Here is a 26,307-nt window from a genome sequence, read left to right as displayed (position 1 = left end):
CTTACGCCAAGCTTAGCAGTGGAGAACCAACTGCTACGGCATCGCCATCTTTAACGTTGATTTCTGCAACAGTTCCAGATTTTGCTGCGCGAACTTCCGTTTCCATTTTCATTGCTTCTAAAATAAGAAGGACTTCACCTTCAGCAACCTGTGCACCTGGCGCTACCATTACTTTAAAAATAGTGCCCGCTAATGGGGCAGTAACAACTTCAGCATTACTAGCTGAAGGTGCAGGTGCTGCGGCAGGTGTTGGAGCTGCAGTAGGGGTAACTGAAGTTAATTGACCTTGTGGGCCAACTTCAACATCATATACCTGTCCATCAACCTTAACGCTATATGATTCAACACCGCTAGCAACTGGAGCTACGACTGGAGCAACAGGAGCAGGTTTTTCTTTGCCCGGAGCTGGTTCAAACGCATCTGGATTATGACGATTTTTAAGGAACTTAAGTCCAACTTGAGGGAAAAGTGCATAAGTTAACACATCATCTACAGTATCTTCTGCAAGAGAAATGCCTTCAGCTTTCGCTTTTTCTAATAGTTCAGTTGTTAATGCTTCCAACTCATCTTCTATTAGATCCGCAGGGCGACAAGTAATTGGCTCTGCTCCATCTAATACTCGAGCTTGAAGTTCTTTATTCAATTCAGCAGGAGCAGTACCATATTCACCTTTAAGTATTCCCGCTGTTTCTTTCGTTATACTCTTGTAACGTTCGCCGGTTAATACATTAATTACTGCTTGAGAACCCACAATTTGAGATGTCGGTGTAACTAATGGAATATAACCGAGATCTTTACGAACACGAGGTATCTCTTCCAAAACTTCATCAATACGGTCTGCTGCACCTTGCTCTTTAAGCTGGCCTTCCATATTGGTTAACATACCACCAGGTACTTGAGCAATAAGAATACGGGAGTCCACACCCTTCATTGCACCTTCCCACTTCGCGTATTTCTTACGAACTTCACGGAAGTAAGCAGCAATAGGTTCTATTTGTTCTAATTTAAGGCCAGTATCGCGCTCTGTATCTTGGAGCATAGCAACAACTGTTTCAGTCGGAGTATGACCATAGGTTTGACTCATTGAAGAGATAGAGGTATCGAGGATATCAAGGCCAGCTTCAACCGCCTTTACAGCCGTTGCTGTAGACAAGCCTGTAGTTGCATGACAGTGAAGGGCCAACGGGACGTCACACGATGCCTTGATGCGAGTGATTAACTCTTCAGCTTCATAAGGTTTAAGTAACCCAGACATATCTTTAATACAGATAGAGTGACAACCTAAATCTTCAAGACGTTTAGCCAGATCAACCCATGTATCTGAATTATGTACAGGGCTAGTGGTGTAAGAAAGTGTACCCTGAGCGTGGGCACCAACATCAACCACGGATTTCACTGCTTTTTGGAAGTTACGAACATCATTCATCGCATCAAAAATACGGAATACATCCATACCATTTTTATGCGCACGTTCAACAAATTTTTCAACAACATCATCACCGTAGTGACGATAACCTAGCAAGTTCTGTCCACGTAATAACATTTGCATAGGTGTTTTAGGCATCGCCTTTTTAAGTTCACGCAGACGTTCCCACGGATCTTCACCTAAGAAACGGATGCATGAATCAAAAGTCGCACCGCCCCATGTTTCTAGCGACCAGTAACCGATATTATCGAGTTCTTCGGCAATAGGTAACATATCTTCGATACGCATCCGCGTAGCAAACAACGATTGATGGGCATCGCGTAGCACAACATCAGTAATAGCAAGTGGTTTAGACATGCTCAGTAACTCCTTTTAATCTTATTAAAACTACTATTTAGTGTTAGAAGTTCGGTACTGATGTACCGCAGCAGAAACTGCTGCTACAACTTGCGGACTAACAGTAGATGATGATTGTTGAACTTTAGAATTTTGGATAGGGGCAGCTATCGGTTGTGGTAACTCTTCCGGTACAAGAGAAGACATCAACCGAACTAGGTATACAAGAATGGTAAGAAACACGAACACAACAGCCATCCCAGTTAACATGAGTGTCGCGGCTTGTTCCAATAAACTTCCAATATCTGTCATTATGCTTCCTTTCGCTGTCTTAACGACAATTAATGCCAAGTTTGAGATCCATTCACAAACTTGCGACTAAGGATTATCTCGATTGGTGACTAATTGTCAATTTCGAATCGTGTTCAAATAAGCTAACAGAGTTTTCTATGGTTTAAACCATTAAAACTTTACGAATTGCTAAAAATTAGCCTCTTTGTAAGTAATTTAGCGGAGCGCTTATAATAAATTAAGCGAATAGAACCAGAAATACTGAGAGATAGGTATTAAAACTAAAATTTCTTTTTACAAAACAGAAGGATGTAAAAATTCGGTGTAGCATATGATAAGAGAATGTTAACGCTAGGTTTTTGATTTGTATGAAATATAGTAAGAAGTAAGCTTGAAAGGATATATATGAAATATGGCGCGCTCGGAAGGATTCGAACCTTCGACCGCCTGGTTCGTAGCCAGGTACTCTATCCAGCTGAGCTACGAGCGCGCAATTTGGTGCTAAAACACGGTACTTATATTCATCATTGGAAAACCAACTGGATGAACACTTGAAAACCACGTTTCTTTTGATGTATGGCGCGCTCGGAAGGATTCGAACCTTCGACCGCCTGGTTCGTAGCCAGGTACTCTATCCAGCTGAGCTACGAGCGCGCAATTTGGTGTTAAAACACGGTACTTATATTCATCATTGGAAAACCAACTGGATGAACACTTGAAAACCACGTTTCTTTTGATGTATGGCGCGCTCGGAAGGATTCGAACCTTCGACCGCCTGGTTCGTAGCCAGGTACTCTATCCAGCTGAGCTACGAGCGCGCAATTTGGTGTTAAAACACGGTGCTAATATTCATCATTGAAAATCCATCTTGATGAACGCTTAAAAACCACGTTTCCTTTAATGTATGGCGCGCTCGGAAGGATTCGAACCTTCGACCGCCTGGTTCGTAGCCAGGTACTCTATCCAGCTGAGCTACGAGCGCGCAATTTGGTGCTAAAACACGGTGCTAATATTCTCCATTGGGAACCCAATTAGGTGAACACTTAGAAACCACATTTCCTTTAATGTATGGCGCGCTTGGAAGGATTCGAACCTTCGACCGCCTGGTTCGTAGCCAGGTACTCTATCCAGCTGAGCTACAAGCGCGCAGGTTGTGAAATATATCACACTTCTGTTTCTGAGAAACAAAAAAATGGTCATTTGAGACCATCGTATTACCAACTAAGTTAGTAATGGCGGTGAGGGAGGGATTCGAACCCTCGATACGGTATTAAGCCGTATACTCCCTTAGCAGGGGAGCGCCTTCAGCCTCTCGGCCACCTCACCACATATTCAGAAATGGCGCGCTCGGAAGGATTCGAACCTTCGACCGCCTGGTTCGTAGCCAGGTACTCTATCCAGCTGAGCTACGAGCGCGTATTTCTACTAATACTCAAGAATGGCGGTGAGGGAGGGATTCGAACCCTCGATACGGTATTAAGCCGTATACTCCCTTAGCAGGGGAGCGCCTTCAGCCTCTCGGCCACCTCACCATCTTGAGGACGCACATATTACGATTTACCAAAAATATGTCAAATACTTTCTTAGGTAAATCGGGTAAAAAAATGTGTGATAGAACACTAATCAACCAACCAGCTAGAAAAACACAGTTTTAACTGATATTTATTCCAACTTTTTCATTATTTCATCACTAAAAAAGCTAGCAAGTTGCTAGCTTTTTTAGTGATTTATACACTTAGTAATTTCCTGTCGTAGGAGTACCTGTGCCTTTTTCCGCTTGAATGCGCATATAAATTTCTTCACGATGCACGGATACTTCTTTTGGAGCATTAACACCAATTCGAACTTGGTTACCTTTAACACCAAGTACCGTTACTGTTACTTCATCACCTATCATTAAGGTTTCGCCAACTCGGCGAGTCAAAATCAGCATTTTTCTACTCCTTGAGTAATCTCTAAACTTTCTCTGCAATAAGGCTTATTATCCAACAAAAAGGTTCTTTTCGTAAACTATACTAGTCAAGAAATAGCGACTTTTCGTTGTTCTTCAAGCTCTTCCTTTAAATTTATCTGTTTTTCGTGAATAAGATTAGCTGTTTTCTCTAATAACTCAGGCCTAAGAACAAACATTAAGTAGTTTCTCTCTGCCACACGGCTCAGAATTTCGATATCATGTTGTGCGAATAGTTCACAAGACTGCTGCAACATCCCTTTCGCTTTGCTACCGACAATAGTTAATGCACTCACCGCTTCACTATTACGGATTTTTTCGACAAAAACCAGACTTAACTTGGCATAACCCTCTTGATGGATGACTACACCGCTCTGATCTGTTTCCTGGATCACGTTCCAGACAGAAATCCCAAGTAACTGACACTGTTTTTTAACCGCATTAAGGTCGCTGTCAGCGACTTGAACAAGTATGAGTGATCGTTGTAGCGCGATTCCACAGACACCATATTCACAGTGCTCTCCTTTCACTAAGGTACCTTGATCATCAGAAAAAGAAGATCGTACTCTTAACGGCACGTTTTGAGCCCATGCAAATTGAACGCTTGGTAAGTGAAGAATTTTCGCTCCCTTTCTCGCCATTTCTTCCATATTTGGAAAATCGATTCTATCTAATTTTCGGGCCCCTTTTATTACTCTAGGATCACAGGTGAACACGCCATCGACATCAGTAAATATTTGACATTCATCAGCTTGGAGAGCACCAGCCAACGCCACAGCAGTGGTATCTGAGCCTCCACGCCCTAGTGTTGTTATGTCACCCTGCTCACAACGGCCTTGGAACCCAGCAACGATGACAATTTTTTCTTCTTTTAAAAGTTGTTTTATCGGTTCAGGGTTTATATGTTTAATCGCTGCATCATTGTGACGGCCATCGGTCAGTATCTGAGCCTGACTACCGGTTAGCGATACGCTATCAAAACCAAGCTTATTGATGGCAATCGAAAGTAAAGACATCGACACCTGCTCACCAGCAGATAACAGAACGTCAAGCTCTCTTGCATTTGGTACGTCATCAATTTCTTGAGCCAAATTCATCAACCTATTCGTCTCACCAGACATGGCTGAAACAACAGCGATGACATTCGCGCCTGACTCTTTTTCGGCAATAATTCGTTTAGCAACCGATTGAATTCTTTCAACTGTTCCAACCGAAGTGCCACCAAACTTTAATACATATAACGGTTTATTCACCGGCTATTACCCTTCCCATAAATCTAATCTTACATGCTGTTTTTCTTGTCCAGTCTTACTAAACAGCTAATCATATGAGATCTATTCGAACATAAACGTTAATCTCAAATGTCTAAATCGTGTGCATTCTTTACCAGAATTCGTTCTATTTCATTGCGGTCAATCAGAAAAATCGGCTTAAAAACAAAAAAACCAACTAATCATAATTAGTTGGTTTTTCTTAATTGATTTTTCTAATTATTTCAGGCGTTCTTCTAGCCATCCGTGTACGGTACCAAGCGCTTCAGGTAATGCCGCTAGATCTGTACCTCCAGCTTGAGCCATATCGGGTCGCCCCCCACCTTTACCACCGATTTGCTGCGCTACCATATTAACCAGTTCTCCGGCTTTTACTTTTCCGATAAGGTCTTTGGTCACACCTGCTATTAGGCTAATTTTTCCGTCTTTGGTATTTGCAAGAAAGACAATACAGCTACCAAGTTGGTTTTTAATATCATCGACCATCACTCGTAAGTTTTTATTGTCGGCTCCATCTAATGCAGCAACTAAAACTCGATGGCCTGCTATATCTTCCACCTTCCCCATGACGTTAGAACTCTCTACAGCAGCCAACTTATCACTTAGCTGTTGCATCTCTTTTTCTAGCGATTTTGACTTAACAGCCGCCTCTCGAAGCTTCGCTTCATATTGAGCTTGTTGAGACTCAATCGCATCAAGAGCCGCTTCACCCGTTACGGCCTCAATACGTCGAATACCAGCCGCGATACCACCTTCAGATAGAATCTTGAATAGACCAATATCACCCGTATTCTTAGCATGAATACCACCGCAAAGCTCAGTAGAAAAATCGCCCATACTCAAAACACGTACTTCATCATCATATTTCTCACCAAACAAGGCCATTGCGCCCTTTTGTTTCGCTGATTCAATATCAGTAACATTGGTTTCAATCACATGATTAACACGAACTTGGCTGTTAACCAAGCGCTCGACTTCACGTAGCTCTTGTGGCTTAACCGCTTCAAGATGCGAAAAATCAAAGCGTAGATTTTCCGCCTTAACTAATGATCCTTTCTGCGTTACATGGTCGCCCAAAACTTGACGTAATGCGGCATGCAATAGGTGTGTGGCTGAATGGTTAAGCGAAATTGCAGCACGTCGTTCATCATTAACTAACGCCGACACGGTGTCGTCTTTAGCAAACACGCCTTCAACAAGCTCTCCATGGTGTGCAATTGCACTACCTAACTTCTGGGTATCTTCTACTCTGAATAGCCCTGAGGTGACTTTTAAAGTACCCGCATCACCGCATTGACCGCCAGATTCAGCATAAAATGGTGTTTGGTCTAAAACTATTATTGCCTTATCACCGGCAGAAAGAGAGTCAACCTCTACACCTCCTACAAATATCGCAACCACGTTTGACTGCGCATTAGTACCTTCATAACCAAGAAACTCAGTTGTCGCATCGACTTTAATCGCTTCGTTGTAATCGGTTTTAAATTGACCCGCTTCACGCGCACGTTTACGTTGCGCTTCCATCGCTTTTTCAAAACCTTTTTCGTCAATTGAAAAATTACGTTCTCGAGCTACATCATTGGTCAAATCCGCTGGAAATCCATAGGTATCATAGAGTTTGAATACCGTTTCTCCGTCGAGTTCTTTTCCTTCTAACGCGTTTAAGGCATCGTTCAATATCGCCATACCACGCTCTAGAGTCCGACTGAAGTTTTCCTCTTCGATTCGAAGTACTTTTTCTACCAACGCTTGCTGCTTGCTAAGTTCGGTTCCTGCCGTTCCCATCACATCAGCCAATACACCCACAAGCTTATAGAAAAACACGCCTTTTGCGCCAAGTTTATTACCGTGGCGAACCGCACGACGAATAATACGGCGAAGTACGTATCCACGTCCTTCGTTAGATGGCATAACACCATCTACGATAAGAAATGCACAAGAACGAATATGGTCGGCAACTACACGTAAGGATTGATTAGACAAGTCTTCATGACCTATTACTTCCGCTGAAGCTTTAATTAGAGTCTGGAATATGTCAATTTCATAATTTGAATGTACGCCCTGCATAATGGCAGCAATACGCTCAATCCCCATACCTGTGTCAACAGAAGGTTTTGGCAAAGGTTCCATTGTACCGTCAGCGTGACGGTTAAACTGCATGAATACGTTGTTCCAAATTTCGATAAAACGATCACCATCTTCTTCTGGCGTGCCTGGACGACCGCCCCAGATATGCTCACCATGATCATAAAAAATTTCTGTACACGGACCACAAGGTCCCGTATCACCCATCTGCCAGAAATTATCAGATTCGTAAGGTTTACCACCTTCTTTATCGCCAATTCTAACAATACGATCAGCTGGAATGCCTACATCTTTATTCCAAATTTCGAATGCTTCATCATCCGTTTCATAAACAGTGACAAGTAATTTATCTTGAGGAAGCTTAAGTACTACGGTTAAGAATTCCCACGCGTAGCCAATGGCATCGTTTTTAAAATAATCACCGAAACTGAAATTTCCAAGCATCTCAAAAAAGGTATGGTGACGAGCGGTAAAACCAACGTTTTCGAGGTCATTATGTTTCCCCCCAGCACGAACACATCGTTGTGCGCTGGTCGCTCGCGTATAGGCTCGTTTATCGATACCCAAAAAACAATCTTTAAATTGATTCATCCCTGCATTGTTAAACAGCAACGTTGGATCATTTGCTGGTACCAATGATGAACTTTCTACAATCTGGTGTCCTTTGCTTTCAAAGAACTCTAGAAACGCACGGCGTATCTCGTCGGTGCTCATAAACATGCGACTCTTCCTGAAACTTTCTGTATGAATTTAGGGCAACTATCGCCCACTGGCAGATATTTGGCGAGTATTGTAAATCAAGGTTAAGGTTTCGCCTAGTTTTCTTCAAGAAAAGAATAGTACCAAACTCAACAAGTTTATGATTAATATAGGCATGAATTTAAAAACTCGAATATTTATGGGCATACTATTATGAACTGGTTTTCAATGCTGGCTCTTTGCGCATCAGCAAATTCACCTGCGTCAATTGATTGCGATACTGTTAACAATACCTATAAAAAAGAAATTGCGAGTATCCAGTTGACAGCTATAGATGTAGACGCAATAGCAAGGACAGCGTATGCAGAGGCATCTAACCAAGGTTTAATTGGCGTTAGCGCCGTGGTTTTTGTCATTCTTAATCGTAAGATAAGTGGTCGATTTTCTGATTCTATTGAAGCCATTGTTAACGCAAAAAATCAATTTGAACCGGTAACTAAAGTAGGAAAATGGCAACATCTACCTGAAATGACACCTCGTCAGCTCATCCAAGTAGAAACTATTTTAGAGCTAGCCCAAAGTGGTCATTTACCGGATCCAACTAACGGAGCACTCTATTTTCAAAACGCTAAAATCGTAGCAGAAAGAGCTCAAAAAGGATTGGTCTCAGAAGAGTTAATCCATTTCGGTGACTCTCCAATTTCTGCCACTATAGATGATCACACGTTTTATTCGTTGATGTGTCAAACAACAAAAGCGCCTGCTAATTCAGATGCAAAAGCGACAAAAGTCAACAAATGGGAAAATCCAGTTCCAGATACAGTAAAACAACTGCGTGGAGGAGCCAAAGGCACGGACTAAGCAAATAATGACGTTAACGATTAATCAAAGCAATGGCTATTCATCATGGGTTAATGCATAGTTTATTTGTTCAAAATCGAAACCTCGATATTGTAGAAACCTCATCTGTTTTGCTTGTTCTTTTCTATCTTCAGCTATCTTTCCTTTGTATTTTTTTTCGTAAGCTTGTTTCGCTAATTCGAACCAATCTACTTTTTCTATCTCGAGAGCAGACTCAATTATCTCTTCCGCAACTCTATTTTTTGCGAGCTCTTGTCTAATCCTAATTTTCCCGTGTTTCTTAGTAATATGCTGCCTTACTTGGCTTTTAGCATACCGAAGATCATCCAGATAATTATTTTCAACACAATAGAGAACCGCCTGTTCGACATCTTCTTGTTCATAACCTTTAAGTAATAATTTTCTCGTTAACTCAAATTCGCCATGATCTCTCCTGCTTAAGAGATAAATCGCACTTTCTTTGGCTGAGTAGCTAAGTGGTTTTTTTTATACATAACGTTGACTTGCTAATCTCACTTATAAAAAAACCCCGCATTGGCGAGGCTTTTGTAATGATGATCATGTTCGTTGAATTTACAACTCTTCTTGAGGGATTTCTTTTTCTTCTGCTTCTTCAGTTACTGGAGCCAAAAGAAGTTCGCGAAGCTTAGTATCAATCTCTAATGCTGTTTCAGGATTTTCGCGCATGTACTTAGCTGCATTTGCCTTACCTTGGCCAATTTTATCACCCTTGTAGCTGTACCAAGCACCAGCTTTTTCAACAAGCTTGTTTTTAACACCTAGGTCAATCAGCTCGCCTTCACGATTAAAGCCTTTACCGTAAAGAATCTGTGTTTCTGCTTGTTTGAATGGAGCGGCAATCTTATTTTTAACAACCTTGATACGTGTTTCATTACCAACAACTTCGTCGCCATCTTTAATCGCGCCAGTACGACGAATATCTAAGCGGACAGAAGCATAGAATTTAAGTGCATTACCACCCGTTGTCGTTTCAGGTGAGCCAAACATGACACCAATTTTCATACGAATTTGGTTAATAAAAATACACATGCAGTTAGATTGCTTAAGGTTACCTGTCAGCTTACGCATGGCTTGAGAAAGCATACGAGCTTGCAAGCCCATATGGCTATCACCCATCTCGCCTTCAATTTCAGCTTTAGGCGTCAAAGCAGCAACGGAGTCGACAACAAGAACATCAACGGCACCTGAGCGAGCTAATGCATCACATATTTCAAGTGCTTGCTCACCGGTATCCGGTTGAGAAACAAGCAGTTCATCAATGTTAACGCCTAGCTTTTTAGCATAAATTGGGTCCAGAGCATGTTCTGCATCAACGAATGCACATGTCTTCCCTACACGTTGAGCAGCAGCAATTAGCTCTAAAGTCAGTGTGGTTTTACCTGAACTCTCTGGTCCATAAACCTCAACAATGCGGCCCATAGGAAGACCACCAGCACCTAGAGCGATATCTAACGCTAGAGAACCTGTTGAAATAGTTTCGACATCCATAGTGCGGTTGTCACCAAGACGCATAATCGAGCCTTTACCGAATTGCTTTTCAATTTGACCTAAAGCCGCTGCAAGCGCCTTTTGCTTATTCTCGTCCATTACTTTCTCCGCACTATTTTTTATTTGCGTGTTGCTTAATTGAAATTAATTATACTGTAGATTCATACAGTGTCTATAGCTGTATGTAAATTTTTTACTAATTCTGCTGAAACTCATGTTTTAATAAAGAGGCTCAATAAAATATTAGGAAAATCGAACAATATGGATATTACCTTTGACCACATTACACTTCAAACTACTAGCTCCTATTTGGAAATCGAAGATTGGCATATTTCGTTAAATCAATCTTGGGGAATATTCAGTACTGAAGGTGATATAGGTTCAATACTTGGCGACTTACTCTGCCAAGAGTGCAAAGTTGATAGTGGAAAGATCGAAGGGCTGTCCGGCAAGATTGCCCAAGTATCTCTTGCTGAGCAACAGCGTTTACTTGAATCAGAGCTTGCCAATGACGATACCGATTTTATAGATAAAATAGATACGGGCACCTCGGTTTATACTCTTATCTACCAGCAATGCCAAGACGAAGAACAAACCCTTAACCTAATTGATGACCTAGATTTGACTCATTTAAAGGACAGCGGCTTTCGAGTTTTATCTACTGGAGAAACCCGGAGACTAATGCTCGCTCGTGTTCTCGCTTCAAAACCTAGCCTTTTGTTACTCGATGAGCCTTATGCCGGTTTAGATGCACAACATAGAAGTCAGCTTACCCTGTACTTAGAAACACTTCGCACAACAACTCAATTAATAATTGTTGTGTCACGTGAAGATGAAATGCCTTCATGGGTAGACAACATCGCCTTATTTTCGAAAGGTAAACTTACCGAAACCATGAGTAAATCACGCTGGGATACACACCCTATCATTGCTCAAATAACGGCTCAATCTAAAAAACAGAGCGATGAAGTTTTGGCTCTGATACATAAGCACCAACACACGACTCATTTTGAAAATCCGCTGTTTGAACTTGAAGATGGTCGGGTTGCGTATAGTGACTCTATTATTTTTTCTCACGTAAATTGGCGCATAAATAATGGAGAACACTGGCAGATAAGAGGTCCAAATGGATGTGGCAAGAGCACATTATTGGGTCTAATTTTTGGTGACCACCCTCAATGCTATAGTAATAAAATTCATATTTTTGGTAAAAAACGAGGTTCTGGTGAAACTATCTGGGATTTAAAACAGAATATGGGAATGGTTTCATCCGCACTTCACCTGCAATATCGTGTAAGTTGCACAGCGTTAGACGTTGTCTTATCCGGATTTTATGACTCGATAGGCCTTTATAGCCAGCCATCAAAAAAAGAGATAGACATCGCTAAAGAATGGTTAGAAATACTGCATATGGGAAAGTTTATCAAAACACCATTTAAGCAATTAGAATATGGTCAGCAAAGACTACTTTTGGTTGCTAGAGCTTTGGTAAAACAACCCGCAATCTTAATTTTAGACGAACCCTATCAGGGTTTAGATAATTTGGGACGTAGATTAGTCATGAATACATTGGAGATGATAGCAAAAGAAAACCTGAGTCAACTTTTGTATGTCACACATTATCAACAAGACGCATTAGACAACATCCATAACTTCGTCGACTTTGTTCCAGACGAACTAGACGGTGGATACAAGGTAGTCATTACGCAGAATTAAAAAAACCGCCGTAACCATTGTTACGGCGGTTTTAATTTTAGTTAAGTCTACTCTTTTTCAAACAAATTCAAAAAATCGATTACGCCAGACTCTCTTTGATTTTTGCATGCAACTCTTGCACGGAAGTAACGATTTTACGGTCATCTTCTGTGTGCGCCATACATGTTGCAAAAGCAGCATTAAGCGTAGTTGTGTAGTTTACTTTTTCTTGTAAAGCGCCACGACGTAAAACTTTTGAGTCTTCAATTGCTTGACGACCTGCTGCCGTATTTATAATGTAGGTGTATTCATTGTTCTTGATTCTATCAAGAATATGAGGGCGACCTTCATGCACTTTATTAACCAAGCGAGGATTAATTCCTGCTTCACCAAGAATAACAGCAGTACCATGAGTTGCATCTAATTGATAACCCAATTTAGTCAACTTAGAAGCCAGATCAACGACACGTTGTTTATCATCATTACGCACAGATAGTAAAGCACGCCCACCTTCAGGGTATTCTTTACCACAACCGAGCTCTGCTTTTGCAAAAGCTTCAGCAAAAGAGGCACCAACACCCATCACTTCACCGGTAGAGCGCATCTCAGGACCAAGTAGAGGATCAACGCCTGGGAACTTATCAAACGGTAATACCACTTCTTTAACGGAATAATATGGTGGGATAATTTCTTTAGTAAACCCTTGAGACTCAAGCGATTGACCAGCCATAACGCGAGCGGCAATTTTTGCAAGCGGAGCTCCTGTCGCTTTCGATACAAATGGAACAGTACGCGCTGCTCGAGGGTTAACCTCAATAAGATAAACTTCGTTATCTTTCACAGCGAATTGAGTATTCATTAAGCCACGAACACCTAATTCAAACGCCAGTTTTTCAACTTGCTCGCGCATTACGTCTTGGATTTCTTGGCTAAGTGTGTACGCTGGCAGTGAACATGCAGAGTCACCGGAGTGAACCCCAGCTTGTTCGATATGTTCCATAATACCGCCAATTACAACGCGCTCACCATCACAGATAGCATCAACATCAACTTCAACAGCATCATCTAAGAAACGGTCTAACAGAACTGGAGATTCATTAGAAACACTAACAGCTTCGTTAAAGTAACGTCTTAAGTCTGCTTCGTCATAAACGATTTCCATTGCACGACCACCTAATACATACGATGGACGAACAACGAGTGGAAAACCAATTTCTTTCGATTTTTCAACAGCATGTTCCATTGCTGTCACTGTTGCGTTTTCTGGCTGCTTAAGCCCTAGACGGTCAACAGCCGCTTGGAAACGCTCACGGTCTTCTGCTCGGTCAATTGCATCAGGGCTTGTACCAATAATCGGCACACCTGCTGCTTCTAGTGCGCGTGCTAGTTTAAGTGGTGTTTGACCACCATATTGAACAATAACACCCTTCGGCTTTTCAACACGAACAATAGAAAGTACATCTTCTAACGTGATTGGCTCGAAATAAAGCCTATCCGATGTATCGTAGTCTGTTGAAACTGTTTCAGGGTTACAGTTGACCATAATGGTCTCATAACCATCTTCTCTCAGAGCAAGTGACGCGTGTACACAACAGTAGTCAAACTCGATACCTTGACCGATACGGTTGGGTCCGCCACCAATGACCATGATTTTTTCATTATCCGTTGGCTGAGCTTCACACTCTTCATCATAAGAAGAGTACATATACGCGGTATCTGACGAGAATTCTGCTGCACAGGTATCTACACGCTTATAGACCGGATGGATATCGAATTGATCTCGTAGGCGACGAATTTCGCTTTCCGCTACACCCAATAGAGAAGATAAACGCGCATCAGCAAAGCCTTTACGTTTCACTGCTCGTAGTAGATCTTTATTCAGCCCTGCAAACCCGCCAGCTTTAATCTTCTCTTCAATTTTAACTAATTCTTCAATCTGAACTAAGAACCAACGGTCAATCGCGGTTAGGTTGTGTACGCCATCAACAGACAGACCAGCACGGAATGCATCTGCGATATACCAAATGCGGTCGCAACCAGCTTCTTTTAATTCATGACGAATAGTTGTCAATGCATCAGGAGCATCAAGGTCAACCATTTCATCTAGGCCATTAACACCAACTTCCAGTCCACGAAGTGCTTTTTGCAAAGACTCTTGTTGGTTACGGCCTATTGCCATTACCTCACCAACCGACTTCATTTGAGTCGTTAGACGGTCATTTGCACCAGCAAATTTCTCAAAGTTAAATCGAGGAATCTTAGTAACTACATAGTCGATCGTTGGTTCAAAGGAGGCAGGAGTTGCACCACCAGTGATGTCATTCATCAATTCGTCAAGCGTATAGCCGATAGCAAGCTTAGCGGCTACTTTTGCAATAGGGAAACCTGTTGCTTTAGAGGCAAGGGCCGAAGAACGAGATACACGAGGATTCATCTCGATGATAACCATACGGCCATCTTTAGGATTGATACCAAACTGAACGTTTGAACCACCTGTTTCCACGCCAATTTCACGCAAAACCGCTAAAGAGGCGTTTCGCATTAACTGATACTCTTTATCCGTTAATGTTTGAGCTGGCGCTACCGTAATGGAATCACCAGTATGAATACCGAGTGGATCGAAGTTTTCAATCGTACAAACAATAATACAGTTGTCATTTTTATCTCTAACAACTTCAGTCTCGTACTCTTTCCAACCAATCAATGATTCATCAATTAAAAGCTCGTTCGTTGGGGATAAATCTAAGCCTCGGCGACAAATATCTTCAAATTCTTCTTTGTTATAAGCAATACCACCACCGCTTCCACCCATAGTAAATGAAGGGCGAATAATACACGGAAAGCCAACCATATCGAGTACTCGATAGGCTTCTTCCATCGTCTTAGCTGTATCGGCTTTGGGACATTCTAGCCCAATAGATTTCATCGCCTTATCAAAACGAGAACGGTCTTCAGCTTTGTCTATAGCGTCTGCGGTTGCACCAATCATCTCAACGCCGAATTCTGCTAGAACTCCGTATTTCTCTAAATCTAATGCACAATTAAGTGCTGTCTGACCACCCATCGTAGGCAACACAGCATCTGGACGTTCTTTCTCAATAATGTTGCGAACAACTTCCCAATGAATCGGCTCTATATAGGTAGCATCAGCCATATCTGGGTCTGTCATTATTGTTGCTGGGTTCGAGTTCACCAGAATAACTCGATAGCCCTCTTCTCTTAGTGCTTTACATGCTTGAGCACCAGAGTAATCAAATTCGCACGCCTGACCGATAACTATCGGGCCAGCACCCAGGATTAGAACACTTTTAATGTCATTACGTTTTGGCATTCTTTTCGACTCCGATTATGCGCTGTGCTTTTTAATAAGTTCAATAAAGTGGTCAAACAATGGTGCGGCATCAGTTGGACCGGGGCTTGCTTCTGGGTGACCTTGGAAGCTAAATGCAGGCTTATCCGTACGATGTATTCCCTGTAGAGAACCGTCAAAAAGCGAAACATGTGTTGCTCTTAAGTTTTCAGGTAGAGTCGCCTCATCAGCCGCAAAACCATGGTTTTGAGAAGTAATCATAACTACATCTCTTTGCAAATCTTTAACGGGATGGTTAGCACCATGGTGACCAAACTTCATTTTCTTGGTCTGTGCACCCGATGCTAATGCAAGTATTTGATGCCCTAAACAGATACCAAAAATAGGTAAGCCTTTATCGAGAAAAACCTTCGTTGCTTCTATCGCGTAAGTACAAGGCTCTGGATCACCTGGTCCATTGGATAAGAACACACCATCTGGATTCATTGCTAACACATCTTCCGCAGGAGTCTGTGCAGGTACAACTGTTAAACGACAGCCTCTATCTACTAGCATTCTTAATATATTTCTTTTCGCGCCAAAATCGTATGCCACAACATGATATGGGAGCTCACTGTCTTTTTTTGCTTCAGGTAAACCCCCTACCAATTCCCAAGAACCTTGTTTCCAAGAAAAAGACTCTTTGGTCGTTACTTTTTTGGCAAGGTCCATACCTTTAAGGCCTGGAAACTCTTTTGCTTTTGCCAATGCGAGTGATTCATCAAGGTTATTTCCGGCGACGATACAGCCATTTTGTGCACCTTTTTCTCGCAAAATCCGGGTTAACTTTCTCGTATCTATGTCCGCAATGCCTACAATGTTCTGTGATTTCAAATAGTCAGACAAAGTCTGCTCACTACGAAAATTAGAAGCAATAAGAGGGAGGTCACGAATAACAAGGCCTTGCGCATGAATTGAAGAAGATTCTTCATCTTCGGAATTTGTACCAGTGTTGCCAATGTGCGGATAAGTTAAAGTAACGATTTGTTGAGAATAGGAAGGATCAGTGAGGATTTCTTGATACCCCGTCATCGAGGTATTAAAAACGACTTCTCCGACTGCAGAACCTTCTGCCCCAATGGAAACCCCGTTAAAAACTGTCCCATCTTCTAGGACGAGCATTGCTGACTTACTCAAGACAACCTCCAGAATAAAAATGCATAAATTATGTATTAATTTGCAATTCTACCTTCCTTTACGCTGATTACAACAGCATTATGGAATTTAGACAAATTGGCGGTATTCTAGAGATCAGCGTGATATGTGTCAACAAAAGACCCTAATAGATTCTGCCTTTTTTTAAGCTCATAAGACAAAAACAGCTTATAAGCCTTAAAAAAACAACTTAAGTGTATGTTTGAATGCAAATATATACATACTACCGTCTAAACAGGCTAAATCAGCTCTAATTTCACAAGAAAAACACTTAACTTAATGAGCAAACGTTAACGTCATCAACTTAAGTGTCATTTTTAGTTGCAGATAGCATTAATTACGACAAAGAGGCAATAAAGGAAACAAAAGATAGGAAAAGTGGCGATAAACTCGCCACCCTTAAACTAGGTGATAATAAGGTCATTCAAGTTGCGCCTACAATTACTAGCGCATAAATATGTTATTAAAGCTCATTCAGGCCGAGCACATCGGTCATTGTATAAAAGCCAGGTTGCTTTTCATTCAACCAAATAGCCGCTTTTACAGCACCGTTAGCAAAAGTCATTCGGTCAGTCGCTTTATGCGTAATTTCAACTCGCTCACCCATATCCGCAAACATCGCTGTGTGTTCACCAATAATATCGCCAGCTCGAATAGTCGCAAAACCAATTTCATCTTTGGTTCTCTCGCCAGTTATTCCCTCACGAGCATAAACTGCGACATCGTTTAGTTCATTCCCCATCGCCCCTGCAATCGCTTCACCCATACCAATTGCGGTACCAGATGGCGCATCAACCTTAAAACGATGATGTGCTTCTACAATTTCCACATCACAATAGTCACCCATTACTTTGGCCGCTTTTTCTAATAGCTTGAATACTAAATTTACGCCAACACTGTAATTCGGAGCCATTATAATTGGTATATGTTTAGCGGCTTCAGCAATAATCTCTTTTTCTTGTTCAGTAAAACCAGTCGTACCAATAACTATCTTTTTACCATGCTGCTTACAAAGCTCTATGTTAAGCAATGTACTTTTAGGTACGGTAAAGTCGACAATTACATCAAAATTAGATATGGATTTTTCAAGATTATCTACAAGGGAAATATCTAAATGTCCTTCACCACATAGCTCACCTACATCAACACCGACAAGTGATGACTCTGGTCTCTCGGATGCAGCTCCGACTAATGAGTTTGAGTTATGTTGGGTAGCTTTCACTAAGTTGCGGCCCATTCGACCCGCTGCTCCTGCAATCGCAATTCGAACCATTGCGTATATCTCCGTACATTTGAGGGAAAACCAATTTAACTGAAATGGCTAATTGCTTCAAGGTATCTTAAATATAGATTTTTAAGGCCGAAACTCACTCCCCTATTTAGACGTATAAACTCATTACTTTTTCTAAAATAGGTATATTAGCCTCAGGAAAAGTATAATCCTTTAATGACTTGATACTTACCCACTCACCTTTCTGTCCTTCTTTACCATAGGGGGCGTTTCTAAATGCTGTAACCGCAAAGAAATCAAACTTTAACGACTTTTCGGGATAATCGTATTCAAGATGTTCAAAATGGAACAAATCCGTCACTTCAATCCCTATCTCTTCAAACAACTCCCTGATCATTGCCTGTTCTGTAGTTTCATTTAACTCAACTTTACCTCCGGGAAACTCCCAGTAACCACCTTTATGGGCATCTTTATGACGTTTAGTAATAAAAATTTCTTTTTTATTTGGGCTTAAGATAATTGCGGCGACTATGTGTAGTCGATTCATCGTTAACTCTTATATTTAATTAAGCTATTTTAAACATAAAAAAGGCCGCTCATAGCGACCTTTTTACACTCAATAAACTTAGCCTATTTTACCATGGCATTGTTTATATTTCTTACCAGAACCGCACGGACAAGGCTCATTTCGACCAACTTTACGTTCTTCACGTACCATTGGTTGTTGTCCGTTATCAGAACTTTCTGATTCATCAGCTAATTGATTTTCTGCTGATTGATGTTCGAACTGTTGGCGACGAGCCGCTTCTTCAGCTTGGGCTTGACGCTGTTCTTCCATACGCTCAACTTCTTCTTGCTGTTGTACCCGTACTTTGCTTAATATCATGATCACATCAACTTTAAGCATATCGAGTAAGTTTTCAAATAATTCAAAAGACTCGCGCTTGTATTCTTGCTTAGGGTTTTTCTGAGCATAGCCACGTAAGTGAATACCTTGTCGAAGATGATCCATCGCTGCAAGATGTTCTTTCCAGAGGTTATCAAGAGTCTGCAACATAACAGACTTCTCAAAATTACGGAGAACTTGGGCACCAACGGTCTCTTCTTTCGATTTATATACTTCTACCGCGGTATCTAAAATACGCTCACGAAGCGCTTCTTCGTATAGTTTGTCATCTTCATCTAACCAAGTTTGAATAGGTAGATCCAGATCAAAATCATTTTTAAGTCGTTCTTGTAGCCCTTCGATATTCCACATATCTTCGAGAGATTGATGTGGTATATATTCGTTCATTACTGATTCAAATACGTCTTGACGATTGTGATCAATCATCTCACTAATGTCGTCTACTTCCATGAGCTCATCACGTAATTCGTAAACAACTTTACGTTGGTCGTTCGCTACATCATCATAGTCTAGTAGCTGTTTACGTATATCAAAGTTACGACCTTCAACTTTACGCTGAGCTTTTTCGATGGAACGAGAAAGCATGCGACTTTCGATCGCTTCACCTTCGTCCATACCACTTTGTATCAAGCCTGCCATACGATCAGACGTAAATATACGAAGCAATGAATCTTCCATTGAAAGATAAAAGCGTGAAGAACCTGCATCACCTTGACGACCAGAACGACCACGTAACTGGTTATCGATACGGCGAGACTCATGCCGCTCGGTACCAATTATGTGTAGACCACCAGAGGCAAGCACTTTGTCATGCTCTAGCTTCCAGTTTTCTTTGATTTTTTGAATTTCCTCTTCGCTCGGGTTTTCTAATTTATTTATTTCCGCTTGCCAGCTACCACCCAATACGATATCAGTACCACGACCAGCCATATTGGTCGCAATAGTAACCGCTTCAGGAGCCCCCGCAAACGCAACAATATCGGCCTCTTGCTCGTGGAACTTAGCGTTTAAAACGTTATGTTTAATTTTGGATTTTTTAAGCGCGTTAGATAGTAGCTCTGATTTCTCAATTGAAACCGTACCAACAAGTATAGGTTGCCCTTTCTTGACTCGTTCTTTGATATCTTCAATGATAGCAGCAAATTTTTCTACTTCTGTACGGTATACCACATCAGGCATATCATCACGAACCATTGGCTGATTGGTTGGGATAACAACTGTTTCAAGATTATATATGGACTGGAATTCAAACGCTTCTGTATCCGCAGTACCTGTCATCCCTGACAATTTTTCGTATAAACGGAAAAAGTTCTGGAATGTAATAGAAGCTAACGTTTGGTTTTCATTCTGAATCTTAACGCCTTCTTTAGCTTCAACTGCTTGATGTAAGCCTTCTGACCAACGACGACCAGGCATTGTACGACCAGTATGTTCATCAACAATGATAACTTCATCGTCCTTCACAATGTAGTCAACGTCTCTTTCAAATAGAACGTGAGCACGAAGAGCGGCATTGACATGGTGAAGTAAGCTAATGTTTGTAGGAGAATAAAGGGTATCCCCCTCTTCCATCATTTCATTTTTTACAAGTAGCTCTTCAACAAACTCTTGACCGGTTTCGGTCAGATGGACCTGCTTAGATTTTTCGTCCAGCGTATAGTGGCCGTCCCCTCGGTACTCTTCTGTATCTTCTTGATCTTGCAATTGAAGAGAAGGAATTAGGGTGTTAATTTTGGTATAAAGCTCGGAGCTATCTTCAGCAGGACCAGAAATGATTAACGGAGTACGGGCTTCATCAATAAGGATGGAGTCAACTTCATCCACAACCGCAAAGTAACGTTCTCTTTGTACGCGGTCTTCCTTACGAAACGCCATATTATCTCGAAGATAATCAAAACCGAATTCATTGTTTGTGCCATAAAGAATATCGCACTGATAAGCTTGTTGTTTTTCTGGTGGAGCCATATTCGGGATGTTGACACCAACGGTCATCCCTAAAAATTCAAATAGCGCTCTATTTGTTTCTGCATCGCGACTTGCAAGGTAATCGTTCACTGTTACGATATGAACGCCTTTTCCAGGTAACGCATTCAAATAGGCAGATAGGGTTGCAGTAAGAGTCTTACCTTCACCAGTACGCATTTCAGCAATCTGCCCTGCGTTTAGAACCATACCACCAATAAGCTGAACATCGAAATGACGCATACCAAAAACACGTTTCGAAGCTTCGCGAACGGTTGCAAAAGCTTCTGGTAATAGCTGATCTAGTGATTCACCTTTTTCTAAGCGCTCACGGAATTCAACGGTTTTTGCTTGTAGCTCTTCATCTGAATACGCTTCAAATTCTGGTTCAAAATTATTTATTTGTTTTACAATCTTTCGTAATCGACGCAGAGTCCGATCATTACGACTGCCAACAACTTTCGTCAGTAGCTTACTTATCATTTTTTGCTTATCTCATGTTGTTTGGCTTTAAGCCTTTTCTATGCTTTTAGTCTCGTTTAAACCGATGAGTCTTATTTAAAACAAGAAAACTGAAACAATATCGTATGAAAAGATATTGTGGCAACCCGAATGAAATTCAAGTTTTGTTTTAAAAGATCCTAACATTCTAAGGGATAAATTTTATTATTCCATTAGCATTCAAATTAATTTGACCAAGGTTGACTTTTTAACGCCTTGATGGTTATTAAGCGAACAAGTGTACTTAAACTTTCATATCAACGCGAATGCGATAGATCATCAAATATGAAAATTAAGATAACCAACGATTGCCACCCGGCAATTATTGTCTCGTTAAAGAGTCTTTGCCTTAATTTTTATTGCCCATCACAGGTATACCCAAGTACATTAATTCTGTGTTAAAAATGAATTCAATTCTGTAAATCGGTCAAAAAAATTTGTACGCTTAGCGCTGGGAGGTCTTGAGCAGTCTGGGGGATTATTTTATATTGAAAGCAATCTTACTTAGGTTTCTATTACATAAAATCACTCAGTAAATTCGAGACATAAAAAAACCAGACTTAACATCTGGTTTTTTCGAAACAAATAAATGCGTTTTCTATGCGAGTACCATACTTGGCTCTACAAATGCGACAGGAGAGCCGACTTCTTCTTCAAACGTAGCCCATTCCCACGCTTCTTGATCAGCGAGTACTGCGCGAAGCAATTGGTTGTTTAAAGCGTGACCAGATTTATAAGCACGAAGTTCGCCAACAATACTATGGCCACACATGTAGAGATCACCAATAGCATCAAGAACTTTATGAGTTACAAACTCATTCTCAAAACGAAGGCCTTCTTCATTCAGAATTCGGTATTCATCCAACACTATTGCACAGTCAAAGCTACCACCTAAACACAAATTTTGCGACTGCAAATACTCGATATCACGCATAAAGCCGAAAGTACGAGCACGCGAAATATCTTTAATAAATGCACTAGTAGAAAAATCAAACAATAGGCGCTGCTCATCAGCATCAATGGCTGGATGTTCAAACTCAATTTCGAAATCCATACGGAAACCGTCATAAGGAACAAGCTCTGCCCATTTGTCACCATCGGTAAAACGCACTGGTTTTTTAATGCGTATGAACCTTTTTGGTGCATTTAATGTTTCAATACCAGCGGATTGCAACAGATAAACAAAAGGACTTGCACTGCCATCCATAATAGGAATTTCAGGTGCATCGACTTCAATAATAACATTATCGATGCCCATACCAGCTAATGCAGCATTTAAATGCTCTACAGTGGAGATGCGCACTCCTTCATCGTTAACAAGAGCAGTACAGAGCATAGTGTCACGAACTGAAGCAGGGTCGGCAGGAAAATCAACTGCCGGGTTTAGATCGGTACGGCGATAGATAACACCAGTATTCGCAGCAGCTGGACGCAAGGTAAGCGTAACTTTACGCCCAGAGTGTAAACCAACTCCGGTCGTTTTTACGATCTCTTTAAGAGTACGTTGTCTGATCATCTACCTTGCCTCTAAATTAGTGTTATTTATCACGGTCAGTAATGAAACTGACCGCGGATATTATCATAAATAAGACTTCTGTCAAATTCATGCCTATTTCTTAGTCAGCTTGGCGACGAAGAAATGCTGGTATATCCAAATAGCCACTTTCTTTTTCCGCCTTTGGCGCGGTACTTTGGCTTGAACTGCCTTGCACCTGACCATTATTTGACGGTACTGTTGACTGCGGCTTTACCTCTTCTTTTTTATGCAAAGGCTGTGCCGTTTTTTCTTCCACTTTCGCTGCGACCGGTTGTGAAACCGGCGTTGCTGCTACAGCTGGTTTCGGTTTTGCAGCAGATCCTGCAACCAAAGTAATTTCAGGTTTCTTCTCTGCACCAATACCAGTTGCAACAACGGTAACTCTGAACTCTTCCGTCATATCAGGATCAAGAGAAGTACCAATCACTACCGTTGCATTATCAGATGCGAATGCTTTAACTGTGTTACCCACAGTTTCAAACTCATCCAAGCGCATGTCTAACCCAGCAGTAATATTAACGAGCACGCCACGAGCGCCAGCCAAATCAATATCTTCTAGAAGAGGAGAAGATATTGCGGCTTCTGCCGCTTCTTCTGCTCGTTCTTCACCACTCGCTACGCCACTACCCATCATAGCGTGACCCATTTCAGACATAACCGTTCTTACATCTGCGAAATCCACGTTAATCATACCAGGGCGTGTGATTAGTTCTGCAATACCTTGTACTGCATTTTTTAGTACATCGTTAGCGTAACCAAACGCTTCTAATAACGTTACACTTCTACCATATACTTTAAGTAATTTTTCATTCGGTATTGTTATTAAAGAGTCAACATGTTTAGAAAGCTCTTCAATACCTTGCTCAGCGAAAGCAAGACGCTTTTTACCTTCGAAACCAAATGGCTTAGTTACTACGGCAACAGTTAGGATGTTTAGTTCCTTTGCAACTTCAGCAATAACTGGAGCTGCACCTGTACCCGTACCACCACCCATACCAGCAGCGATAAATACCATATCGGCACCGCTAAGCACTTCTTTAAGTTTTTCTTTATCTTCGATGGCTGAATCGCGACCAACCTGAGGGTTAGCCCCCGCTCCTAGTCCTTTAGTAATATCACCACCAATTTGGATAACACTACTCACACTAGCTTTGCGTAAGGCTTGGGCATCAGTATTTACACTAATAAACTCCACACCTTCGATGGATTCTCGAACCATATGTTCTAATGCGTTACCGCCACCACCACCAACACCAACGACCTTTATTACTGCATCGTCAGACATTTCCATCATCGGCTCAAACATGTGTTATCTCCGTTTTTCCTGCTCTCAGGTTAAAACTCTTTTTGTATCCAATTACGCATTCTACTAAAAATAGAGGTAAATGAGGAACGTTTTGGTTCACTATATTCACCATCGTCATTTAGTTGACTATCTTTTGCATAATGAAGTAATCCCACAGCCGTAGAATGATACGGCTCTTTAACATAGTCTGTAAGCCCGCTAACTTCTAAGGGCTTACCTACTCTAACTCGGTTTGCGCCAAATATTCGTTCAGCACATTCAACCAGACCTTCCATTTGAGAAGCACCGCCAGTTAATACAACACCAGCCGCAAGGTGGTGCTTAATTCCATCCTCTCGCAACTGAGCCTGGACGGTATTGACAGACTGGTTGATGAAGCCCATTAACTCTGCATAACGGGCTTCGATTACGCCAGATAGTTCCTGACGTTTCAATATTCTTGACGGTCTACCACCAACACTTGGAACATTGACCGTATCATCTTTACTGACTAATTCGCTTAATGCGCAGCCATATTTTACTTTGATCTCTTCTGCATCTCCAACTGGCGTACCAAAAGCAAACGCTATATCACTCGTTACCGAATTTCCCGCATAAGAAAAAACTTCAGTGTGTCTTAGTGCACCACCAGTCCATATGGAAACATCCATAGTACCAGCTCCAATATCAACCACACAGACGCCTAGCTCTCTTTCGTCTTCAGTAATGACCGCATTACTTGATGCCAAGCCAGAAAAAACCAGCTGATCAACTTTCAAGTTACATCTTTCAACTGCCTTTATGATATTTCTTGCCATATCATTGTGGCAAGTAATTAAATGAACGCTGACTTCCATGCGAACACCGGACAAACCCAGTGGATTTTTTATCCCTTCTTGATAGTCAATCGTAAACTCTTGAGGAATAACATGCAAAATTCGCTGTTCTTCTCCAATTTTTATCGACTTTGCTGTATGGATTGCTCTATCCATATCATCTTGAGAGACCTCTTCATCTGCAATGGTCCCCATGCCTTTTTCGATTCGACTGGCAATATGTTTGCCAGAAAGAGAAATAAACACACTGCTGATCTTACATTCAGCCATCAACTCAGCTTGATCGACTGCTCGTTGTACTGATTTGACAACGGACTCAAGATCATTGACACCGCCTTTATCCATTCCACGAGAAGGACTATTCCCAGCGCCTATGATATTAACCTGACCGTCAGGTAGCAATTCACCAACCAATGCAGATACGCTTGCAGTGCCAATATCAAGACCAACAATAATGTTATCGTCTGCATTTTTAGTCATTTAATTTCTCTTACTCTTCTAATTCGTTTTCTGAGAACCACCCAACTGCGGCCCCCGTGTCATATCGAAGATCGATATAGCTAACTCTTTGTGCCTCGTTACCTAACCGGTAATAAAGTGACGTAAAGCGCTCAATTCGTTCAATCAATGACTCTTTGCCTAATTCAAGACGAATACCATTATCCAATATAATTTGCCAAGCGTAACGGTCATTAAGTACTAGTGACGATATACTAAGACCTAAATGAGCAAACATGGGAGAAACTTCCTGCCACGTCTTCAACACATTCTGACTACTGCCTTTTGGGCCATAGAGCTTTACTTTATCTTCATTCAGCTCTGCAATGTCTGCATTAAATACATCACCAGACATATTTAATAATGCATTACCATTCCAAATAGCAGACGCCTTATGTTCTACTAAATATATTTTAACCAAATCGGGCCATTGCTTGCGAATGGAAGCCTGAGCAACCCAGGGTAAACCAATAATTACCTGTTGCAACTCATTCACGTCTTGCGACATAAACGTGCCAATACTTTCCACTTGCCGTAACGCTAGCTGTATATCTTTACCAGAAACGTATTCAAGATCACCTTGCAACACTAACTTCGATAAAGGTAGACGCTGTTCATCAAGCATCCAGCTAACTGTTGAATACAATAAGAATCCTAACGAAAAAAGGACTAGCAGCAAGAACACGCCACCTACAGCATGTTTTTTTGTTTTACTTATTTGACCTTTGGAGTTTATCTCCTCATAGTCAACTTCACCTGCCGCTTTATTCATTCACTCAATTTCACTCGCTTTAATAAGTGATATCTATGTCAATAGAATTAACTTAATAATGCGTTTAATATAACTGACAAATTATACTTAGCCTACTCAAACTATCTACCCTTAGCTGAATAATATTCGATCTAACCACTTTTAAATATG

The 26,307-nt window shown here is 41.3% G+C and carries 17 protein-coding genes, 8 tRNA genes and 1 pseudogene; 2 read left to right on the top strand and 24 right to left on the bottom strand.

The window, feature by feature from the left end:
* Position 1: 1 nt before the first annotated feature.
* From oadA to alaS, 13 genes are all read right to left on the bottom strand, one after another.
* Entirely contained in the window at positions 2 to 1,783 is a 1,782-nt protein-coding gene (gene oadA / locus PGX00_RS04710) for a sodium-extruding oxaloacetate decarboxylase subunit alpha (RefSeq protein ID WP_272133332.1), read from the bottom strand.
* Positions 1,784 to 1,816: 33 nt separating this feature from the next.
* Entirely contained in the window at positions 1,817 to 2,074 is a 258-nt protein-coding gene (locus PGX00_RS04705; protein WP_272133330.1) for an oxaloacetate decarboxylase subunit gamma, read from the bottom strand.
* 392 nt (positions 2,075 to 2,466) lie between these two features.
* A tRNA-Arg gene (locus PGX00_RS04700) sits at positions 2,467 to 2,543 on the bottom strand.
* A gap of 87 nt (positions 2,544 to 2,630) precedes the next feature.
* Positions 2,631 to 2,707: transfer RNA gene (locus PGX00_RS04695), tRNA-Arg, on the bottom strand.
* Between the two features lie 87 nt (positions 2,708 to 2,794).
* Positions 2,795 to 2,871, bottom strand: a tRNA-Arg gene (locus PGX00_RS04690).
* A gap of 87 nt (positions 2,872 to 2,958) precedes the next feature.
* Positions 2,959 to 3,035, bottom strand: a tRNA-Arg gene (locus PGX00_RS04685).
* An 87-nt stretch (positions 3,036 to 3,122) separates the two neighbouring features.
* Positions 3,123 to 3,199, bottom strand: a tRNA-Arg gene (locus PGX00_RS04680).
* Between the two features lie 87 nt (positions 3,200 to 3,286).
* A tRNA-Ser gene (locus PGX00_RS04675) sits at positions 3,287 to 3,379 on the bottom strand.
* 13 nt (positions 3,380 to 3,392) lie between these two features.
* Positions 3,393 to 3,469 (bottom strand) — tRNA-Arg (locus PGX00_RS04670).
* 23 nt (positions 3,470 to 3,492) lie between these two features.
* Positions 3,493 to 3,585, bottom strand: a tRNA-Ser gene (locus PGX00_RS04665).
* Between the two features lie 203 nt (positions 3,586 to 3,788).
* Positions 3,789 to 3,986, bottom strand: coding sequence for a carbon storage regulator CsrA (gene csrA / locus PGX00_RS04660; protein ID WP_272133329.1), 198 nt, complete (start codon positions 3,984 to 3,986; stop codon positions 3,789 to 3,791).
* An 86-nt stretch (positions 3,987 to 4,072) separates the two neighbouring features.
* Complete coding sequence (locus tag PGX00_RS04655; protein ID WP_272133327.1) at positions 4,073 to 5,257, bottom strand: aspartate kinase; 1,185 nt, start codon at positions 5,255 to 5,257, stop codon at positions 4,073 to 4,075.
* A 237-nt stretch (positions 5,258 to 5,494) separates the two neighbouring features.
* Positions 5,495 to 8,080: an alanine--tRNA ligase gene (gene alaS / locus PGX00_RS04650; RefSeq protein WP_272133326.1), complete on the bottom strand. Its 2,586-nt coding sequence runs from the start codon at positions 8,078 to 8,080 to the stop codon at positions 5,495 to 5,497.
* A 192-nt stretch (positions 8,081 to 8,272) separates the two neighbouring features.
* Between alaS and PGX00_RS04645 the strand changes: the two genes are divergently transcribed.
* Complete coding sequence (locus tag PGX00_RS04645) at positions 8,273 to 8,920, top strand: cell wall hydrolase (protein ID WP_272133325.1); 648 nt, start codon at positions 8,273 to 8,275, stop codon at positions 8,918 to 8,920.
* A gap of 36 nt (positions 8,921 to 8,956) precedes the next feature.
* On the opposite strand, the pseudogene recX reads toward PGX00_RS04645, so the two are convergent.
* Positions 8,957 to 9,388 (bottom strand): annotated as a pseudogene (recX, locus tag PGX00_RS04640) (recombination regulator RecX); the annotation flags it as partial.
* Positions 9,389 to 9,493: 105 nt separating this feature from the next.
* Positions 9,494 to 10,528 carry a recombinase RecA gene (gene recA, locus PGX00_RS04635; protein ID WP_272133323.1) on the bottom strand — a complete coding sequence of 345 codons (1,035 nt, stop codon included), beginning with the start codon at positions 10,526 to 10,528 and terminating at the stop codon, positions 9,494 to 9,496.
* Positions 10,529 to 10,690: 162 nt separating this feature from the next.
* Here recA and PGX00_RS04630 point away from each other — a divergent pair, with 162 nt between their 5' ends.
* Positions 10,691 to 12,145 (top strand): ATP-binding cassette domain-containing protein, encoded by a 1,455-nt coding sequence (locus PGX00_RS04630; protein ID WP_272133322.1) that lies wholly within the window; start codon positions 10,691 to 10,693, stop codon positions 12,143 to 12,145.
* A gap of 79 nt (positions 12,146 to 12,224) precedes the next feature.
* Here the strand turns inward: PGX00_RS04630 and carB are convergent, their stop codons facing one another.
* The 9 genes from carB to PGX00_RS04585 all read right to left on the bottom strand — a co-directional run bounded on the left by carB (position 12,225) and on the right by PGX00_RS04585 (position 26,157).
* Positions 12,225 to 15,455 carry a carbamoyl-phosphate synthase large subunit gene (carB, locus tag PGX00_RS04625; protein ID WP_272133321.1) on the bottom strand — a complete coding sequence of 1,077 codons (3,231 nt, stop codon included), beginning with the start codon at positions 15,453 to 15,455 and terminating at the stop codon, positions 12,225 to 12,227.
* A gap of 15 nt (positions 15,456 to 15,470) precedes the next feature.
* The gene (gene carA, locus PGX00_RS04620; protein ID WP_272133320.1) at positions 15,471 to 16,610 is read right to left on the bottom strand and encodes a glutamine-hydrolyzing carbamoyl-phosphate synthase small subunit; all 1,140 of its coding nucleotides are present in this window, start codon (positions 16,608 to 16,610) and stop codon (positions 15,471 to 15,473) included.
* Between the two features lie 481 nt (positions 16,611 to 17,091).
* On the bottom strand, positions 17,092 to 17,901 hold the full coding sequence (gene dapB, locus PGX00_RS04615; protein WP_272133319.1) for a 4-hydroxy-tetrahydrodipicolinate reductase: 810 nt from the start codon (positions 17,899 to 17,901) through the stop codon (positions 17,092 to 17,094).
* 106 nt (positions 17,902 to 18,007) lie between these two features.
* Complete coding sequence (gene mutT / locus PGX00_RS04610) at positions 18,008 to 18,406, bottom strand: 8-oxo-dGTP diphosphatase MutT (RefSeq protein WP_272133318.1); 399 nt, start codon at positions 18,404 to 18,406, stop codon at positions 18,008 to 18,010.
* A gap of 78 nt (positions 18,407 to 18,484) precedes the next feature.
* The gene (secA, locus tag PGX00_RS04605; protein WP_272133317.1) at positions 18,485 to 21,211 is read right to left on the bottom strand and encodes a preprotein translocase subunit SecA; all 2,727 of its coding nucleotides are present in this window, start codon (positions 21,209 to 21,211) and stop codon (positions 18,485 to 18,487) included.
* A gap of 616 nt (positions 21,212 to 21,827) precedes the next feature.
* Entirely contained in the window at positions 21,828 to 22,745 is a 918-nt protein-coding gene (gene lpxC, locus PGX00_RS04600) for a UDP-3-O-acyl-N-acetylglucosamine deacetylase (protein ID WP_272133316.1), read from the bottom strand.
* A gap of 100 nt (positions 22,746 to 22,845) precedes the next feature.
* The gene (gene ftsZ, locus PGX00_RS04595) at positions 22,846 to 24,072 is read right to left on the bottom strand and encodes a cell division protein FtsZ (protein WP_272133315.1); all 1,227 of its coding nucleotides are present in this window, start codon (positions 24,070 to 24,072) and stop codon (positions 22,846 to 22,848) included.
* Between the two features lie 29 nt (positions 24,073 to 24,101).
* Positions 24,102 to 25,367: a cell division protein FtsA gene (ftsA, locus tag PGX00_RS04590; RefSeq protein ID WP_272133313.1), complete on the bottom strand. Its 1,266-nt coding sequence runs from the start codon at positions 25,365 to 25,367 to the stop codon at positions 24,102 to 24,104.
* Between the two features lie 10 nt (positions 25,368 to 25,377).
* Positions 25,378 to 26,157: a cell division protein FtsQ/DivIB gene (locus PGX00_RS04585; RefSeq protein WP_272133312.1), complete on the bottom strand. Its 780-nt coding sequence runs from the start codon at positions 26,155 to 26,157 to the stop codon at positions 25,378 to 25,380.
* Positions 26,158 to 26,307: the final 150 nt, after the last annotated feature.

It is taken from the genome of Vibrio algarum, assembly GCF_028204155.1.
GTDB classification, from domain to species: Bacteria; Pseudomonadota; Gammaproteobacteria; order Enterobacterales; family Vibrionaceae; genus Vibrio; species Vibrio algarum.
This window is presented reverse-complemented; position numbering and strand designations above follow the sequence as displayed.

Bases quoted from the DNA above. Each gene is read 5' to 3' on its own strand.
- oadA (WP_272133332.1), bottom strand. From the start codon at position 1,783: ATGTCTAAACCACTTGCTATTACTGATGTTGTGCTACGCGATGCCCAT.
- PGX00_RS04705 (WP_272133330.1), bottom strand. From the start codon at position 2,074: ATGACAGATATTGGAAGTTTATTGGAACAAGCCGCGACACTCATGTTA.
- csrA (WP_272133329.1), bottom strand. From the start codon at position 3,986: ATGCTGATTTTGACTCGCCGAGTTGGCGAAACCTTAATGATAGGTGAT.
- alaS (WP_272133326.1), bottom strand. From the start codon at position 8,080: ATGTTTATGAGCACCGACGAGATACGCCGTGCGTTTCTAGAGTTCTTT.
- PGX00_RS04645 (WP_272133325.1), top strand. From the start codon at position 8,273: ATGAACTGGTTTTCAATGCTGGCTCTTTGCGCATCAGCAAATTCACCT.
- recA (WP_272133323.1), bottom strand. From the start codon at position 10,528: ATGGACGAGAATAAGCAAAAGGCGCTTGCAGCGGCTTTAGGTCAAATT.
- PGX00_RS04630 (WP_272133322.1), top strand. From the start codon at position 10,691: ATGGATATTACCTTTGACCACATTACACTTCAAACTACTAGCTCCTAT.
- carB (WP_272133321.1), bottom strand. From the start codon at position 15,455: ATGCCAAAACGTAATGACATTAAAAGTGTTCTAATCCTGGGTGCTGGC.
- dapB (WP_272133319.1), bottom strand. From the start codon at position 17,901: ATGGTTCGAATTGCGATTGCAGGAGCAGCGGGTCGAATGGGCCGCAAC.
- mutT (WP_272133318.1), bottom strand. From the start codon at position 18,406: ATGAATCGACTACACATAGTCGCCGCAATTATCTTAAGCCCAAATAAA.
- secA (WP_272133317.1), bottom strand. From the start codon at position 21,211: ATGATAAGTAAGCTACTGACGAAAGTTGTTGGCAGTCGTAATGATCGG.
- lpxC (WP_272133316.1), bottom strand. From the start codon at position 22,745: ATGATCAGACAACGTACTCTTAAAGAGATCGTAAAAACGACCGGAGTT.
- ftsZ (WP_272133315.1), bottom strand. From the start codon at position 24,072: ATGTTTGAGCCGATGATGGAAATGTCTGACGATGCAGTAATAAAGGTC.
- ftsA (WP_272133313.1), bottom strand. From the start codon at position 25,367: ATGACTAAAAATGCAGACGATAACATTATTGTTGGTCTTGATATTGGC.
- PGX00_RS04585 (WP_272133312.1), bottom strand. From the start codon at position 26,157: ATGAATAAAGCGGCAGGTGAAGTTGACTATGAGGAGATAAACTCCAAA.